General features: G+C 49.1%; 19 protein-coding genes. 13 read left to right on the plus strand and 6 right to left on the minus strand.

The features are described 5' to 3' along the window. Positions 1-35: 35 nt before the first annotated feature. The 3 genes from ACR0D6_RS20350 to ACR0D6_RS20360 form a co-directional block, all read right to left on the minus strand. On the minus strand, positions 36-524 hold the full coding sequence (locus ACR0D6_RS20350) for a CHAP domain-containing protein (protein WP_480766892.1): 489 nt from the start codon (positions 522-524) through the stop codon (positions 36-38). Between the two features lie 421 nt (positions 525-945). After that, positions 946-1806, minus strand: a complete 861-nt coding sequence (locus ACR0D6_RS20355; RefSeq protein WP_480766870.1) for an ankyrin repeat domain-containing protein — start codon at positions 1804-1806, stop codon at positions 946-948. Between the two features lie 716 nt (positions 1807-2522). Next, on the minus strand, positions 2523-2774 hold the full coding sequence (locus ACR0D6_RS20360; protein WP_480766871.1) for a hypothetical protein: 252 nt from the start codon (positions 2772-2774) through the stop codon (positions 2523-2525). A gap of 162 nt (positions 2775-2936) precedes the next feature. Here ACR0D6_RS20360 and ACR0D6_RS20365 point away from each other — a divergent pair, with 162 nt between their 5' ends. From ACR0D6_RS20365 to ACR0D6_RS20375, 3 genes are all read left to right on the plus strand, one after another. Further along, on the plus strand, positions 2937-3638 hold the full coding sequence (locus ACR0D6_RS20365; protein WP_480766872.1) for a hypothetical protein: 702 nt from the start codon (positions 2937-2939) through the stop codon (positions 3636-3638). A 5-nt stretch (positions 3639-3643) separates the two neighbouring features. Beyond that, the gene (locus ACR0D6_RS20370) at positions 3644-4060 is read left to right on the plus strand and encodes a hypothetical protein (protein WP_480766873.1); all 417 of its coding nucleotides are present in this window, start codon (positions 3644-3646) and stop codon (positions 4058-4060) included. 612 nt (positions 4061-4672) lie between these two features. After that, positions 4673-4894, plus strand: a complete 222-nt coding sequence (locus ACR0D6_RS20375) for a hypothetical protein (RefSeq protein WP_480766874.1) — start codon at positions 4673-4675, stop codon at positions 4892-4894. 104 nt (positions 4895-4998) lie between these two features. Here ACR0D6_RS20375 and ACR0D6_RS20380 read toward each other — a convergent pair whose 3' ends face one another. From ACR0D6_RS20380 to ACR0D6_RS20390, 3 genes are all read right to left on the minus strand, one after another. Next, positions 4999-6651 (minus strand): pentapeptide repeat-containing protein, encoded by a 1653-nt coding sequence (locus tag ACR0D6_RS20380; RefSeq protein ID WP_480766875.1) that lies wholly within the window; start codon positions 6649-6651, stop codon positions 4999-5001. 201 nt (positions 6652-6852) lie between these two features. Then, positions 6853-7791: a lysophospholipid acyltransferase family protein gene (locus tag ACR0D6_RS20385; protein ID WP_480766876.1), complete on the minus strand. Its 939-nt coding sequence runs from the start codon at positions 7789-7791 to the stop codon at positions 6853-6855. Further along, entirely contained in the window at positions 7788-8078 is a 291-nt protein-coding gene (locus tag ACR0D6_RS20390) for a universal stress protein (protein ID WP_480766877.1), read from the minus strand. Before ACR0D6_RS20390 ends, ACR0D6_RS20385 begins: the two co-directional genes overlap by 4 nt. 129 nt (positions 8079-8207) lie before the next feature. Between ACR0D6_RS20390 and ACR0D6_RS20395 the strand changes: the two genes are divergently transcribed. The 10 genes from ACR0D6_RS20395 (at position 8208) to ACR0D6_RS20440 (ending at position 15340) form a co-directional block, all read left to right on the plus strand. Continuing rightward, entirely contained in the window at positions 8208-8525 is a 318-nt protein-coding gene (locus ACR0D6_RS20395) for a hypothetical protein (protein WP_480766878.1), read from the plus strand. A gap of 229 nt (positions 8526-8754) precedes the next feature. Further along, positions 8755-9387, plus strand: a complete 633-nt coding sequence (locus tag ACR0D6_RS20400) for a VPLPA-CTERM sorting domain-containing protein (protein ID WP_480766879.1) — start codon at positions 8755-8757, stop codon at positions 9385-9387. A 934-nt stretch (positions 9388-10321) separates the two neighbouring features. Beyond that, positions 10322-10552: a hypothetical protein gene (locus tag ACR0D6_RS20405; RefSeq protein WP_480766880.1), complete on the plus strand. Its 231-nt coding sequence runs from the start codon at positions 10322-10324 to the stop codon at positions 10550-10552. Between the two features lie 291 nt (positions 10553-10843). Continuing rightward, positions 10844-11497 carry a hypothetical protein gene (locus ACR0D6_RS20410; RefSeq protein ID WP_480766881.1) on the plus strand — a complete coding sequence of 218 codons (654 nt, stop codon included), beginning with the start codon at positions 10844-10846 and terminating at the stop codon, positions 11495-11497. Positions 11498-11562: 65 nt separating this feature from the next. Continuing rightward, positions 11563-12396: a DUF2971 domain-containing protein gene (locus tag ACR0D6_RS20415; protein WP_480766882.1), complete on the plus strand. Its 834-nt coding sequence runs from the start codon at positions 11563-11565 to the stop codon at positions 12394-12396. Positions 12397-12420: 24 nt separating this feature from the next. After that, positions 12421-12663, plus strand: coding sequence for a hypothetical protein (locus tag ACR0D6_RS20420; RefSeq protein ID WP_480766883.1), 243 nt, complete (start codon positions 12421-12423; stop codon positions 12661-12663). A 309-nt stretch (positions 12664-12972) separates the two neighbouring features. After that, complete coding sequence (locus tag ACR0D6_RS20425; protein WP_480766884.1) at positions 12973-13626, plus strand: hypothetical protein; 654 nt, start codon at positions 12973-12975, stop codon at positions 13624-13626. 56 nt (positions 13627-13682) lie between these two features. Further along, on the plus strand, positions 13683-14060 hold the full coding sequence (locus ACR0D6_RS20430; RefSeq protein ID WP_480766885.1) for a hypothetical protein: 378 nt from the start codon (positions 13683-13685) through the stop codon (positions 14058-14060). A gap of 210 nt (positions 14061-14270) precedes the next feature. Continuing rightward, positions 14271-14720, plus strand: coding sequence for a hypothetical protein (locus tag ACR0D6_RS20435; protein WP_480766886.1), 450 nt, complete (start codon positions 14271-14273; stop codon positions 14718-14720). 20 nt (positions 14721-14740) lie between these two features. Continuing rightward, on the plus strand, positions 14741-15340 hold the full coding sequence (locus tag ACR0D6_RS20440; RefSeq protein WP_480766887.1) for a hypothetical protein: 600 nt from the start codon (positions 14741-14743) through the stop codon (positions 15338-15340). Positions 15341-15900 lie beyond the last annotated feature (560 nt).

Genomic DNA, 15900 nt, shown 5'->3' on the forward strand with positions numbered 1-15900 from the left:
GATGTGTGGAGGATACGGCACATAGTTGAATCAGGCTAACCGTCAATTTTGGGATAAATAAACCCGTTCACCGGGTAGAAACTGCCATACCGGCCCGGATTGCTTTCGACCCGGACCAGAGTCCAATCATTGTTTTTGGATACATCCTTGACGCCCATTTTCAACGATACCTTGTTGCGGTGCCAGTTGGCGTGGTTCACGATGACTTCCCTGTCGGCGATAACATCTGATACGACAGCCACGTGACCAAGGGGCATCCCTCGGGTTGCTCGAAATGACATGACCGCACCGACAACCGGTTCACTACCTCGCTCAAAACTATTGCGCGCCTTGCCCCACCAGTCCTTGGCATTTCCGCGAATTTCGATACCGCTGAGGTTACGTGCGTAGGGTACACACCACACCCTTTGCCCTCGAGCTTGTTTTTGTGAGACCTCGCGCAAAGCCATGGACTGACGTTCTGGGTCGAGATCCGCCTCGTTTGAGCCCTGAGCGCAGGCAGATAGAAGAGCAAAACAAACCATCGCAAACGCAGCGCGGGCAGTGCCGGGCTGGCGCGGCCATTTCGTAGTCGTTTTGCTGTCGCTGTTTTGCAAGAAGCTATATTGCCTGTTTGAGGGGTTGCGGAGTTTTATGGCGATCTTGGGGTTATGAAAAGAGCCCGGCCTATTCCCCGGCAGGAATTTGCCAGTTAATGTTCCTCGTCTACGGGACGAGCGCGAGGCTTTGCAAAGTCAGCTTTCTACATGCTGCTGCCGATCGTGGCGCCTGATACTGCAGACTCAGAGAAGGTCTGTTTTGTGGCCTTCCAACCTGCCCCGGCGATCTAAGTTGAATATCGGCTATGTCCGCCATAGCGGTCGTTAGTTGCAACTTGCTCCAACGTCTTCCTCGCGGACAGAGCGGACCATAGCCAGATAGCCTTCATTGGTCATTTACATTGGCTCATTGCACTCGAAGCCCACTAAGGAACGCAATCAAAGCGACCCTTTCGGCGTCCGATAGATCCGGCATTAAAGCCATCTCTGTCCCAGGAACACGTCCTGCGGGATCGGCGATGAATTGATTGAGTTCTGAGACGCTCCAAACACCGGAAAGCGAAGCCATTTCGTTTGAGTAGTTGTAGCCTTCAACTCCGGCTTTGGTGCGTCCGACCACACCAATGAGCGACGGGCCGTGATTGTGCGCTCCGCTTGGTGCGGTTCCTTCTTCGATAATGTGGCATTGCGTGCAACCAATTGCTGAAATCCGCCCGAGTTCCAAGTCGGCAGTCGCTAACTCAGTTTCGGAAATGGGCGGTGGTTCGATTGGTCGTGCACCGCTTTCTGAGAGAAACGAAACCATCTCTGCTTTATCTTTCTTTTTGGCCAGATGGATCGGCGGCACACCCCAAAACTCTCGGGCATTAACGTTTGCACCATAAGCCACAAGAATTTTGGCGGCGTCCAATGCGCCCCTCTCGGCAGCATCATGAAGCGGCGTATAGCCCTTATCACCTGCCTGTGCGCTTGGATCCGCTCCCGCATTCAGTAAAAGTTCAACTATCTTTTTATGGTTGCCGCGGGCAGCCTTTTGCAAAGGACTACCAAAGTCGAGCATCGTGTTGGCATCTGCGCCATGTTCGAGAAGTATTGCGACAACGTCGGTGTGGCCGGACTGAGCGGCGAAGAACAAAGGCCTCTCCAAACTGGTTGGATCAACGCCTTCTTCGGCGGCGAGCGCAGCCTTCAAAGCCTCAACGTCTCCTTTTCTGGCTGCCTGTAATATGTCGTCAGCACGAGCAATCTGCGAAGACAGCAAAACCATAAGAAGGGGACAGAATAGCCAATGGAATACTCTGAATCGAAGCATCGTACGGTCCTCGAACAGTGGGTTCTCCGTCGATTTTACCATATTTCACCGCAGAGCGCTGATTGGGGTCATATCTTACTTAGTACAACGAGATCTGTTTACGCCATTGACCGGATGCTAGGTCCGTTTTGGGCTCACAGCGGACGAAGGCCCGGCCTGGACAAGTTTGCATGTGAAATCCGATACCGTTAGAAATTTCCGAGACGACAGTATTTTGGTAATCGGGAACCACGCCATGTTTAAGCGCATTATGTTGATCACAGCTGCGTCTTTGGGGCTTTCTGCCTGTGCTGATACCAAGCCTACGGAGCCTGTTAATCAGGGCTTCAACAGCTTCCCTGGAAGTTTGCCGCCACCTGTAGCCGATAGACGCCCCGAAGAACGCGAAGCGACTAAAGAATATTATCGCGGGCCTCGTGGAGAAGAATGGTCCTAGTTCGGACACGATAGTGAATTTTTTTGATTCTATGAAATCTGCGCGGGCTTTCGAGTCCGCGCGTTCTGTTTGGAGACCTGCGCCAATGATCGGAACCATCGCTGCACTTCGCACATACGCCCAAGACCGAGGAGAAAGCCCATTCAGCATCATGCCCAGCGAGAGGAAGTGAAAATGACAGACCTACCCAAGACGCTTTCCGATTTCTTTGCGGAGATTGAGCGAGAATGGGCCGCTAATGATCCGGTGAGTATCTTTTTTGCAGATCATCGAAGATGCGATCAATGTGCTCGCCTACAAAGTCGACGCCGACCCCTTTTTGGATTGAGGTCGCGTATTTCACACGCATGGTTTCCGTTAACTCTAATACTGCATGAGGGTTTGCGTCGGATCTGGAAGCGATAGCGCGCAAGGCTGTTTCCAAAAGGCCTTTGTAAATAGAGTTCTCAGCCCCCAGCATCATGAGTTGCTTGTCTTTCTCGTCCATATCCCAATCTCCCCAAACCAATGGTGAGACGGTCACCGGGAATCGGGGAGCGAGTCAAGGAAGGGCACGGGGCTTTACGTAATCCAGCGCAATGTGGATAATCGTAGTGGAATTTATGCTTTGAAATTGAATTGTACCTTCGTTCTAAAAGGTAATAGCGCCATGAATCCTGTTGATGTATTCCGCGAAGAATTTCGCTCAGGGCTATCATCCTTAATTGACCACATTCCAGGTCCGCAAATCAAAGAACTTCGGGGCGAGATCACACCGCAACTCGCTAAGCTGGAGCCGGAGTTAGCAAGAATTTACGCAGAGTTACTGAAGGGCAATATCAACCTAGAGATATTTGTCAGTCTTTCCGAGCGGGCCATTCATGAAAGCTACCTGAACGTCGCGAATTTAAGGGCCCGGTATGGATACAAGGAATCGGAACCTTTCCGGAGGTTTCTAGAGGAACGGTTGCTGGCTCTGGTTCAGCGATCGGTAGACCGCAGAACTCAGGAAATGTGGGACAATTTGGACCCGGACATCGGGGATGAAAAAAGAAATAAAGTTGTATGGGACGAGCCACAGTCTGATGAAGGGGACGGCGATACTGATTGGGGTGGCGCACGGATCAATAAAGGGGACGATGATACTGACTGGGGCGGCGCACGGATCAAAGAAGACGACGACCCACAGACCGATGAAGAGGATGACGACACAGACTGGGGTGGCGCACGGATAAGAGAAGAGGGCGGCCATACATACAGAAGTGGTATACGGACCAACGAAGACGACGACCCACAGACCGATGAAGAGGACGGCGAGACAGACTGGGGTGGCGCACGGATACGCAAAAACGAAGAGGGTAAAGGGGACTGAATGGCATGCCGACCAAGTCGAAATTGATGGAAGATCTTGATTGGCTGACTGAACGGGTTTCGAACCGCGTTTGGACGATATCGGTTGGCGTTTTGGCAACCTGCCTGACCTACATCATCGAAAGCCTGAAAGCTGACGGAGTACCCTTCCTGCATCCACAGCAGGTGACAATGCCTATGGCGTTGGCGCTTCTCGCCCTAGTGTTTGACTTGATGCAGTATTTTGCAGCCATAAAACAAAGCAGGGCTCTGTTGGATAGAATGGAGCAAGAACAAAGAGAAAGCGGAAAATACAACAATAAGTCGTTCTTTTATCGTCTCCGAGAGTTTTCCTTCAACGCCAAGTTCTACCTCGCCGGGGCAGCAGTTTTGTGGCTGATTGCAATCTCTGGCCTCCGAGTTCGTGAAATACTACTTGGGTAGAGGTGCGTTGTGAGACCTGAGAGGGCGGCGCCTGTAACCCCTCAAGGGGTGGTGCGAAAGGAACCACTTAGATCAGGGCGGTGGGTTAGTGTCGCAGAGAAGATCTGTGATATGTTCTTGAGTAGAATTTTGTGTGCGATTTTCATTGGAGGATCGAGATTGTGTATGGATATGTTGGCTATCTAATTGGTTCAGTCGGACTTGTTCTTTCATTCTTGGGTGCTGTTGCTCTAGTGAAGGAGGTTCGAATATCTCTGATATTGGCTGCCAGAGAACTCCCTGAATACAAAGAACTCCTAGATAAGAAACTGGAAAAAAGGCACGAGGAAATTCGAGACCTGATCGGTGCTCTACCTGAAGTTCAAGCGGAGTTTGACGCCCAAAAAGTGCCCTGGGAACATTACCTGTTGCTATACCTACACTCTACAGTGCTTTTGCCGTCAAAGGGCCTATCAACATTACAGCAAGTTCTTTGATTCAAATTTTGATTTTCTTCGGGTCTTTGACCTGCCTTGTAGCCACGATTATTGTTTATACACGCCGAGCAAAATCCTCCTTAAACTTGAGAGATTCAATCCGTAGACGGACTAGCGGAAATGAGGACGAGCGGGCATGACCGAAGAACAACTGTCTGAGCGGATCGAAGCCATCGTTTTGGACATCGACAAAGTTAATTGTCGCGGTCTGTACGATGCCAAGCAAAAACTGCGGCAGTTGCAAAGCGACATCGCTGGTGAATTATGCAGTCTTCGTGAGGATCGGGATTACTGGCAAGGTGAGGCCAGCCTGCAGCTGACCGAACGGCTATCGTCCATTGGAGAAGACGCACAATAGGGAGGGACGTCCGCTATGTGGACAAAACAGACTATTGTTCGGCTGATTTCTGCTTTTGCATGGCCTAGAATCCGCTAATCGAAGCGAGCTTCGGTGCTGATACGTCAATCCGCACATATTCGATCTGTACCTTTTGAAACTTCTATTCCAATGGCCGGTTCGCTGCCTTCATCATAGCAAGCGTTCTCAAACTGCGAGCCCCAATAACCATTGGTTTGTACTTTGATCCCGGAAATATTTGCTCCGTCAAAATTCGCATCGTAAAGGGTAGAGCCCACAAATGTTGCTCCACTAAGGTTTGCGCCTCTAAAATCGGCACCTTGAAGATTGGCGTGATCAAATTTTACACTCGGCAGATCTGCATGCCTAAAATCTGCTCCAGTCAAATTCGCGCGGCTAAAATCAGATTCATTCAGTGATGCATATCTAAAATCCGCGTCTTGAAGGTTGGCAGCCCTAAAGAGCCCGAATCGCAATTTCGAAGAAATAAACGAAGATCCATTTAGGTTCGAGGATCTGAAGTTCGAATAAATCATGTTTGAATCGTCAAAAATGGACAATTCCATTGAAGCGTTGGCCATAGAGACGCCTCTCGCCGTGACGTTCCGCAAATTGGCCTGTTCCATGGATGCCCGATCTAGGATTGCAGAATCCAATAACGCCGATTCCAATTGTGCATTCGGCCAAAAAACTTGTGTGAGATTCGCACGCAAAAACGAATTTAGCCAACTTGGAACCATGGCAGGTGGCAACTCATCCAATTGTCTACGTCGTAAAGTTAGCCAGTCTTCGGAAAGCTGTTCGACGTGCTGAGATTGAAGGTCACTGCAACCGCCTTCAGGCAGCGAATCGCAATACTGCTTCAAGTACGCATTTTTTGCCGCGCCGTAGCTCATCCAAGTCTTGGGTTTGGGAACGATTTCGACACCTGCGAAGTCTATAGAGGCAATTTGAGGCGCTGCCCTATTAGGAAGGAAATTATTCGGTAAGAAACTTAATACTGATAGGCTGACCGTCACTAGGGTGCACATGACGAGTGCTCCGATAGTCAGTTGCTTAATCCGTACCAAACTCGTGCTGCTTCCATTTTGAGTCGTGAGGCTATTAAAAAGAGCGCTCAAGCTGGAAATGCCGAACACTGAGGCGGTAATGACGGAGGCCGTAGTGATTCCTGTCAGCGCAAAGTTTTTTAACGGAATTACAGAGTAACTCGCCAGAATCAGAACAAAAATTCCAAACCCCCAAAGTGCCAAGAAGTTTATTGTCGAAGCGGCGTGTTCGACCAGCCTCTTTGTTCCATAAAAGGGATCGGTTTCCTCCTTCACAGATAGAGATCGCAAATAGAGTGCGGCATCAATTACAAGCCAAGGTGAAACAACCTTGCCTAGTGGCATCTTCCCCACTGATGGTGGAGCGTTACCTAGAGCATCCCACAGGCGGATTAAATAAAGATGAAAGTATGCATATACGATCGCTGTAATAGGTGGAGCAATAGTGAAAAATGCAGACGTCGAAACGGGAATATCGACAAAGGGTAATTTAACCGACTTTGTAGGATCAAAGTAGTCAATATGACGAAATCCCATTAATGAAAGGCCAAATAGAGTCAAAGATGCAAGCAATGCAAACCAAGACGCTCGAGAGTTTCTCGTTAGAGCATCAATCCGTTGCACTTGCTCTTGGACATTCTCAGTAGCAGCCGAAGACTTGTTTGCCTGGAACGCTTGGGCCCTTCGTTCAAAATCGCTTCGCTTCAATGCACTTGCCCTGTCTAAATGATATTATTGTTGCCCAATTTGGTACATTTGGCAACTTTGAGCCTTCAAAGAGAACTGAGGGCCATCGCCGTTTAGGGCCCAGATCAACTAGGCAAAATGGGCTCACAGCAGACATTTGAAAGTTCACAATTGGGAGGGACGCCCCCTATGCGGACTAATCTGCCACTCGGTTACGGAAGATCAGTAACGAGTGGTCAAAGAGATTGTTCGCTGTCTTAGAAAGTCGAGCAGCCCCCGAGGATCGCCTGCCCATTTTGCCAGTTCGTCTCTCGGCATAGGGTTGCCTACAATGGGACGCTGAGGTTTGTCTAAAGCGTGCCGCACTTCGTACAGAAGCAGTCCCTGGCGCAGTGTGGCCGAGATATTGCTCGCAATTTGATAGGCGCGACTGTTACTTCCTTGAAAGCGGACTGGGACCACGGTGGCTCCGGAGCGTTGTATGATCTTGGCCGTGAATGGATTCCATTTGCGTTCTATCGCAGGTCCCCACCAACTGTCCGAAGAGGCAACGACCCCGGAAGGAAACAGTGCAATCAGCCCCCCGTTCGCAAGGTGCTCCATGGCATTGCGGCGCATCTCGAGGCTCTTTCGGAGAGCGTCCGGTTCATGATCAAAGGGCACTGGGATCATGAATTGGTCGATTTCACCCACACCAGTAAGCAGGGACCTCGTTAGAATTTTATAGTCGGTGCGGACCTGACCTATCAATTCCGCTAGGATCATGCCATCGACAAGCCCGTGCGGATGGTTGGCGATGACAACCACGGGTCCTTTGCTCGGAATGTGGCGAATTTCTTGAATAGGTGTTTGCAGTGCAATGCCCATCACCTCCAAAGCCTGCCCCCAGAAAGGTTGTCCAAAGGGAACGCCCATTGCCTCGAATTTTCGAATGCGACGCAATAAATGGAGTTTGCTTGTCGCGAGTTCGATTGCTTGAATCGTGCGTCGCTGGACCGGGTTGCTGAATGTGGACGCATAAGACAAACGGCGACGGTCATAGGGTTGTTCGTTCAGGTTCGTTCCATCGCTCTGCCCAAGCAACTGCCGCGTCTCTTTGTGCTGATCTCGTGAGCGGCCAGCCCCGGGTCTTTTGAAGTTCTGAGACACCTTGCCGCTCATCGAAGGATGAGGACGGAACAAGGCGCACGTCGCGAAATACGCGATGCGGTCGAGCCCAGAAGATAGTCTTGAACTCCGGGTTTATGAGACCCTACAATTACTAGATCAACATCGTTTTGGCGGGCATAATCCGCCACTTTCAGCCCTGGCTTTCCAGTCACTACTTTGGTCGAGATGTCGTCTGCGCCGCCTGCGACCTCATCCAGTTTTGCCTTGATGCGCATCGTAAGGTGGTTTTCGGGTTTGGATTCCACAAACTCTGCAACAAAACCAGGTATGTCTTCCAATATCCTTGGGGATTCATCCAGCCGTGGCCGCGTCGCATTCCCCAGCGAAAGCGCAAACGACGGGTCATTGAACGATAGCCTGAATTCAGGCGCGATCGTCTCTTAACACAACAGCGGAAACCCAATCCAATGAACCAACAGTTTTTCCTGAAGAAAGGGGACACGAGTCCCGCAATCCGGTACCAGGTTAACTTGCCGTCCGGAAGCACGCTGAATGGGGCGACCGCCAAATTCAAATTGCGGGACTATTTTACCAACGAATTGCTGTTTGAGCGGGATGCAGACGTCGATGGCGCCGCAGGTACTCTGCAATATGACTGGCTGCAGAACGATACAAATACGCCTGCGATTTACCGGTCTGAATTCGTGGTCACTTTCGCCGACAGCAAAATCGAAACCTTACCGAACAACGGCTTCATCGAGATTCACATCGGCGACGATGTGTAATCCCCGCGTCGGGGTGCGGCGCATATCAGCGTAAAGGAGGCGCATAAGCTTCACTCATTCAGCTGAATAGGGTGGGAACTTTGTCCCTGTTAACTAAAGCCCGCTGACGTTGTTCAGCGGGCCTTTTTCGACGCTCAGAGCTCTGTCGTTTTGAAAAAATGCTGGTTTCTGCTAAGATGGCGACAAAGATTGTTGCTTGAAAATTTGTTGTGATTGTTACGGGGGACACATGTTTATAAAATTGTTGCTGCCTATTGTACTTGCTGCGACCGTACTTTCTTCGCCGAAAGAAGCTTCCGCAGTTACCGTTATTTTCGACAGTTTTGGTGCGCCGGTTCAACCTGGTGGATTGTCTGTGGCCGGTGGCAGCACCACATTCAATCAAGGGTTAATTTTTACGTCTCAACAAAACGGATTGCTTCAAGATGTTCAAACGAAATGGAATAGTTTGAACAGCGCTACCACTTTGACTCTCACACTCTATAGTTACAATGGGTCGACTTTAGGACCTGCTTTAGATTCAGCTCAGGCTTCGGTATCGTCAGCTTCCTATACGCCAACCAATCTGTCTTTTTTGGGTTGGACTTCATCTCTGATCGCCGGGCAAAGTTATGGTTTGATCGCGTCTGCTTCGCAAGGTTCGCATGGCTGGGCTTACACTGACGTTGCCGTTGCGAATAGTTTGGGTAGGTTGTTTTTCCAACCTAACGGCCCGGTGTCAACATCTCCCCTGACACCAATTGCGAGTGTGAGTGTGGTTCCAGCAGTAGTACCGCTCCCAGCCGCTGGTTGGATGTTGATTGGAAGCTTAGGATTCCTGGCCATGTTTAGACGCAGGATCCTGCCGTCCAAGACAGCTTAGGTCATCATAACAAATTTGACTGGTGACGACGTTCTAGATTGTTGATTACGATTATTTGGGGAGGGGGATATGTTTAGAGGACTAAAGGCCGTTTTAGGCGTCATAGTGGTGTGCGGTTGGGCTACGCAGTTTGCTCAAAAAGCAGATGCAGCTACGGTTGATGTCTACTCTTGCTTTTCCGGGCAATCGTGTTTGCGGTCTATTGATGGATTTCAATACGGTTCTTCACTGTACAATATTACGTTTGCAAGACAGACGGATTTGTTGACAGCAGGCTCAGAGTTCACAGCTTTTTTGGGTGATCCTACCGGGGCCACAGCACTCTTAACTTCTCTCAATTCTTTCCTTGAAGGAAATAATATTTTTGGTGTTGGTGAGCCATTTGACTCCTCGTACGGAGTGCTGACCTCTATCACTTCGTCCACTTTGGGTACCTTTCAAGGCACTTCGAGATCTTCGTATAGTCCTACAATTCAATGGCAAGGTCCGATATCCTCGTACAACCTCTCTATTTTTCAAACGAGTGGTGTTCTTGTCGGAATTACGCAGGTCGCAGCGGTCCCAATATTGCCATCTGGGCTGTTTTTGCTTTCGGGTTTGATTTTCATAACGGGTGTTAGGCGACGTGGACGCCCAAGTAGCCTCTAACACTGATTGGTACTTCATCAGTGATGAGTTTCAGCCGCTTCACCGGTTGTGGTTCAGACACCACCGCTGTCACACTTTTCAACTCATAAAACGTTTCGCCGGGATTCGGTCTGGCGAGACGCTCAGCCTCTCGATCCGCGTCCGCTTTCGACGATCTGGCTTCCTTAATTATCTACGAAAACATTGACTACAATCTATGTGCTTAATGTCTACAAACCAAGACCTATTTACTACGGAAGTGTAGAAAAAAGTGGAACCTGTAGATAATTCGGGGCAACGTCCGCCCATGAAGACGGGAATCGGGACACCTGCGCAGAAAAAGGCGTTGTTTGCGGCTGGGGCTGAAAAGGTCGTTACACACAACGAACTCGACGGGATTCTGGAAGACGAAGATTTGGCTGACTTCGTGTTCCGTCAGGGCGATACCGTCATTCTGGTGCAGTCGAACTTGCTGCCGATCGTGCCGATGAAGGCCATCGCCAAACGGGGCGTAACATTCGAAGTCCCAGGGCACTAACCCCGGACATGCCCGACCGATGACAGCATTCGCGAGTTACGCAAGCTAGAACCGGTCAACGTTACAGTCGAGAAGAATGAGGCGCGGGGGGCAAAGCCGGTCTGGCCGGTTCCTACGGCCCAGCAGGTCCAAACCATCGTGTCGCTATGGCGTACCCCAGAAATGAAGCGCAGCGCTGTCGTTGCGCGGGCGCGCGAAATTGTCGGAGCGGATGTGCCAGACCATTGGGTGCGCGATCAGGTCATTAAGGCGACCGGATCTGCAGCACGGAAATTGAAATAGGAGTTTCCATTGTTTGAAGCCGATTATGATCCGAGTACCTGGATCCCATATCTGATAGTGCTTTTTGACTTATTTAAGGGGGTGGCATGGCCAGTAGCTGCATTGCTTATCGCGTCAGTCTATTCCCGAGAGATCAAACAGATTATTCCCAGAATAAAACAACTAGGACCAACCGGGGTTCATATTCGGCAGGTTGAGCAGGATGATAGGGTGCCAGAAGGGTTAACGTCCTCAAAAGTGTCGCTCGATCCACTGGATGATCTAGAGGATCAGGTGGCCGCAGAAATTGAGGAGGAAAATCGAGCGCTGCTGAAAAATATCCCTGAGGATGCGAGAGAGGATCGTCTCCTTCGAGCGTTAACCTGGCAGCAGCTGCAACGAAATTTCGCGATGGCATATCTCGGAATCTTTGGAAGCCAAATAAGAGCGTTGAAAGATCTAAATTCTCGCAGGATTTCCCGAAGCGAGGCAGAGGAAATGTTCTCAAACCTTCAAGATGAGAAGCCAGCTTTTGAGCATTGGACCATAGATGAGTACCTGAATTTTCTCTTCACATGGCGGTTTATTTCGTTCGACAGCGGCACATACAGTATCACTGAAACCGGCAAGAATTTTCTTCGATTTCTGATTGAAAATAGTCTCCCTGAAGATAAGCCAAACTAGAAAAGCGGGACCGAAGCTGGCGCGCGGAAACCGAAGTAGTAAGCAAAGTTTAACTGAGGGTTTTGATGTCGGAAGAACAGCAACAAGCAGTCGATGAAATACACTACTATTGCTCTGCAAATGTATTGACCAGCATTCTAATAAAAAGAAGGTTGTGGTTGACGGATCTCAGTGTTTCAAATGACTCACTTGAAGGAATGTGGGCATTAGAGCGGTTTGTTCGGAGTATCGATCCGGGCACATTGGAGCGAGACAGCGTCAAAAAACGGGCTGCTCGATTTGTAATTAGACAGTCGCTTATGGAACATTTCGCTCTTGGAATGTGTTTCTCAGGTAAGAAAGATCTTTTGAGCCAGTGGCGTGGCTACGCGGACGAAGGGGCTGGATTTTGCGTTAGTTTTCCAAAGTCATCGATTCAGAAGATTGCCAAAGAGGGAGGAGGGGTGTTTTCGAACCTTCTGTTCGACCAGGTGTCCTACGACAAATCATTGGATGATCTTTGCCAAACGAAAATGTCCGAGGCGTTCGACGAATACATAGCCAAATATCTTGAAACATCAGCCGGAGCAGGGTTTGTGGGTCGAGGAAAGGCAGATCAGTTGCGCGAAGCAGTTCAAAGAATGTACCTCGCAAAAAACCCGGCTTTTGAAGAAGAGGACGAATACCGGCTTTTTCTGGTTAGCCGCCCTGAAGATTTAAGCGAGATGAGTATTAGGGAAAGTGGTGGAGTGATTTCTCCAAAAGTGGAGTTGGAGATAGATTTAGCGGATATCTCGTCGGTCACGATGGGCCCAAGAAACCAAATTCCGTTTAGTACTATGTTGCATATTCTTAAAAAGATGGAGTGCTCGGCAACGCTCCATTCCTCGAAAGCTAGCCTCCGTAAGGCTGGTTCATAGAGAGTGACAATCGTGGAGATGAAGGTGAGTGAAGTTTCCCAATGGCTTGCGACCGGTGGACTCGTATTGGATATATTCGGTGTCGTCCTGTTGTTTCGGTTTGGGCTGCCTGCGAAGTTGGATCGAGAGGGTAAAACTTACATCATTACTGAGCAGAGCGATGATAAAGAGAAAAGCGCAGCAGCTTTGTTTGATGGGCTTTCTTATATAGCCCTGGGTTTTCTGGTCGTTGGCTTCATGTTTCAGATACTAGCGGTATGGATGTAGATAACAATCGGGAGCAGGTCGTGGGAAATTCGAACGTTGGGGCTTTAATACTGATTGCGTTAGGACTGGGAGAAGTTCTTTTTCCGGGTTGGAACGGATTTTTTGTTCGACCGCACCTTACGTTCCGAAGACACCATTCGAATTACTAGCATGATGTGCTTCGTGGGTGCCGCTGTGTTGTTTTTCGCCCCGCGCAATAGTTCACAATAGGGAGCGGAATAAAGTCGGTCGTTAGTTCACTTGTCCAAAAGCGTTGACTAGCCTGAATCTGATCAGCACTCTAACTCCGTAAGTATGAGGAGCATTGTTATGATGTTGAGGTCCGTTATTTTTTCTGCATTTACAGCGATTTGCATGTCATGGGCAGCACTTGCCGATGAAAGGCCAAGTGAGAATGTAGCCAGACTGGTTTGTTATAAAACAGAGCGGCAAGGTGACCCAATGCCAGCGATGCCGGGGTTTGTTGCGGTAGCACAGCAACTCAGTACAGATGCCGTGAAGCCCGAGGTTTTTCTTCCTAACACCCTACTTTTTGACGAGGTCAGTTGGGTTCCTGACGTTCCGTTTGAATTGAAGGTTTTTGAAAACACTACGGAACACATTAGCCGAAAGGATTTGAAAAAGAAGCTCAGTCAGATCGAAAATAGCAAGCTTGATCAAGATTTTAAGTACACTTCAGACGTTAGATTTGTAGAAAGCCTAGTTCCGTCAGAGTTTCCTGAAAATGTAGATTTCGAGGCCGTTGTTGAGTATTTGCTTCAAGGACAACCCAGTACAGAATATCCCGAAGTTCGAGCCTACAAGGTAGCAAGCAGCATTGAATTGATTTTTGGTTCGGACGAGAACGCCGTCTCGCTGGAGTATTATTGGAACTACCAGGAATCGAACGTATTTATTGATTCCCCCAATGGAGTTCTGGCTTTCCTCCACTGCTTAGATCCGTATTTGGTTCCCAAAAACTGAGGCTCGCAATCGTTCTACTCTGGCTTATTAGTCCACTATGAGGAGGAAGGAATTCAGTGTCTGAGTACGTTGGCTTCCCTCGAAATGAGGCCGAAAGGAAGTTATCCGCACTGCCTATGGCTGTGCTCATTTCTTACGCCCACACGATCATTGAAAACCCGGAGCACTGCGAGTTGATCAAGACCGGATGGGATCGAAAGCAAACGTCCTCTTGGACAGACGACCAGCACGCAGAGCAGGCTTGGAAGGAGGAGGATCTGGGTGAAGCCTTTCTGAAGACTGCTGGTTATGGCGGGCTTTACAAGCGGCATAGCATCGCACTGGCACAGGTGGCAAAGGCGGTTTTCAACTTTCTATCTTCCATGAATAAAGACTTTGAAGCGTTTATCCTGAAAGAAATCAAGGATTCTCCTTTTGTAGCAGATAACGTTTAAAAAAACCCGCAAAGCTGTAGATCGACAATAAGGAGCTTGAAGTGTTCGTATTACTTTTGGTGTTTTTGATTGACGGTGAGGGATCAGGATACATCCACACCGAAAAATTTGGACCATACGATAGCAAGCAATCATGCGAGAACGCAGCCCAACTAGTTCACAAACCAGTGCTGACTGACGGCAACGTTTTTGGGAGCATGAGAGCCTACTGTGTGCCTTCTGTTATTCAACAATAAGGAGACGAAAAAAACGTTGTTTAGAGGATTTTTGAAGTGGGTATCCGGGCGCATTCCAGATATCGAAAGATCGATAGTTACGTTGGCTGCTATCCTGGCTCTTTGGCCTTTGTATGAATGGTACTCTGAGCGTGAGGCTCGGCGACTTGAGAGGATTGCGGGGTTAATAGAAGCAAATATCGCCTGTGAGGACCTCAAAAGATCAGAGGGGCTAAGCATAGATGCTGGCGAGGTGAAAAAAGCCTACAAGGGGCAGGTCTCATCAAGCTATCTCATGAAAGCAAACCTTGATCTCATGTGCTTCGAAGTAGCAATGGCGACTGTTCGGGACGATATCCCGATTGAGGTACTGGAAGAGTTAGGCGAAGAGGTAAAAGCCGTCGTTCAATCTCTTAAGGCCAGACATTCTGTAGACGACAAATAGGAGCGCGAAGTAAATTGGACATGGAAAGCACAATTGAATTAACGAAGGCGCTTGCATGGCCTCTGGTCATATTATTTGGCTGTCTTATTTTTAGAAAAGAAATATCGGCAGTGGCGAAGGATGCTCCATCATTATTTCGACGAACATCTGAAATCAAAGTTGGCCCCGTAAAGCTGGCGATAGAAAAGCAAGCTATGACCGCTGGTCATCCAGAAATTATGACTGCGTTGAAAGGAATTGGTGCTAGGGAGCTCGAGCATTTCATGCGCTTGGAAGACAGCATTTCTTGGCGGGGTGTAGTCGGTCATGGCTCCGATCTTGAAGGTCGCGAATTTTATAGTCTCCCCAGTCAACAAAAAATTGAAATTCTTCAAAGGTTAGAAAAGAGGGGGTTGGTCAGGTTCAGTCAAGGGAGTTTGGCGGAATTTTTAGATTTTGCAGTGAACCTTGATCATGTCATTAGGCAAGAGCCGCACAGCTGCGTCGAAATCAATGCCGAGGGGTTAAGCTCAAAAGAAACTGAAAAACTAACGGGCGAACGCTATGCGATTACTACTCTGGGTGCATCCGCCAAAATGATCATCTTCGATACAATAGCGAAAGACTTGTCGGCTGGGTAATGGCGAAACTAAAGGTACCTACCCGTGGTTTAGCTGATATTGCTCTTGGCAATTTGAGTGTTGATCGGAATGACTGTTGGAAAGGTTCTGACTTGGTGGGTGAACAAGAAGCTGGATAAGAGGGCAGAGCGCCGATCCAAAGGTTCACAATAAGGAGGGACGTCCGTTATGCGGACATAGCTGACGTTCAGTTCGAACCAGCAAGCCCACGATTTTGGCTCTGAGCCGACATCCATAAACTGACTCAAATGCTGCGGATGCAGCCCACTTTGCCGTCATGCGTTACCATGGCGGTAATGCTTCTTGTGCGAGCGACCACAAAGCTGACGAACTGGCGCGAACGTCACACAGGAACCCATTTCTTCCGTTAGATTTGGTACAACGGCTCTATCTGCTTATGGTTGGCTTAAGCCGTTGAATTCGGAGGCCCATATGTTTCGACTGATTATTGTTACTCTGTCGCTGTTCATCTTTCCGTTTGAGAAGGCATTGGCGGAAATCATCCATCTTCACGCCAAACGTGGAAATATTGAGGGCGTTCTCGCGGAACTAGACAAGGG

The organism is Ruegeria sp. BJ6 (assembly GCF_056537885.1).

What these genes read in the sequence shown, in the direction of transcription:
- ACR0D6_RS20415 (WP_480766882.1), top strand. Translation starts at nt 11,563, where the DNA reads ATGTCGGAAGAACAGCAACAAGCAGTCGATGAAATACACTACTATTGC.
- ACR0D6_RS20425 (WP_480766884.1), top strand. Translation starts at nt 12,973, where the DNA reads ATGATGTTGAGGTCCGTTATTTTTTCTGCATTTACAGCGATTTGCATG.
- ACR0D6_RS20400 (WP_480766879.1), top strand. Translation starts at nt 8,755, where the DNA reads ATGTTTATAAAATTGTTGCTGCCTATTGTACTTGCTGCGACCGTACTT.
- ACR0D6_RS20350 (WP_480766892.1), bottom strand. Translation starts at nt 524, where the DNA reads ATGGTTTGTTTTGCTCTTCTATCTGCCTGCGCTCAGGGCTCAAACGAG.
- ACR0D6_RS20355 (WP_480766870.1), bottom strand. Translation starts at nt 1,806, where the DNA reads ATGGTTTTGCTGTCTTCGCAGATTGCTCGTGCTGACGACATATTACAG.
- ACR0D6_RS20405 (WP_480766880.1), top strand. Translation starts at nt 10,322, where the DNA reads ATGAAGACGGGAATCGGGACACCTGCGCAGAAAAAGGCGTTGTTTGCG.
- ACR0D6_RS20440 (WP_480766887.1), top strand. Translation starts at nt 14,741, where the DNA reads ATGGAAAGCACAATTGAATTAACGAAGGCGCTTGCATGGCCTCTGGTC.
- ACR0D6_RS20375 (WP_480766874.1), top strand. Translation starts at nt 4,673, where the DNA reads ATGACCGAAGAACAACTGTCTGAGCGGATCGAAGCCATCGTTTTGGAC.
- ACR0D6_RS20385 (WP_480766876.1), bottom strand. Translation starts at nt 7,791, where the DNA reads ATGAGCGGCAAGGTGTCTCAGAACTTCAAAAGACCCGGGGCTGGCCGC.
- ACR0D6_RS20370 (WP_480766873.1), top strand. Translation starts at nt 3,644, where the DNA reads ATGCCGACCAAGTCGAAATTGATGGAAGATCTTGATTGGCTGACTGAA.
- ACR0D6_RS20395 (WP_480766878.1), top strand. Translation starts at nt 8,208, where the DNA reads ATGAACCAACAGTTTTTCCTGAAGAAAGGGGACACGAGTCCCGCAATC.
- ACR0D6_RS20365 (WP_480766872.1), top strand. Translation starts at nt 2,937, where the DNA reads ATGAATCCTGTTGATGTATTCCGCGAAGAATTTCGCTCAGGGCTATCA.
- ACR0D6_RS20360 (WP_480766871.1), bottom strand. Translation starts at nt 2,774, where the DNA reads ATGGACGAGAAAGACAAGCAACTCATGATGCTGGGGGCTGAGAACTCT.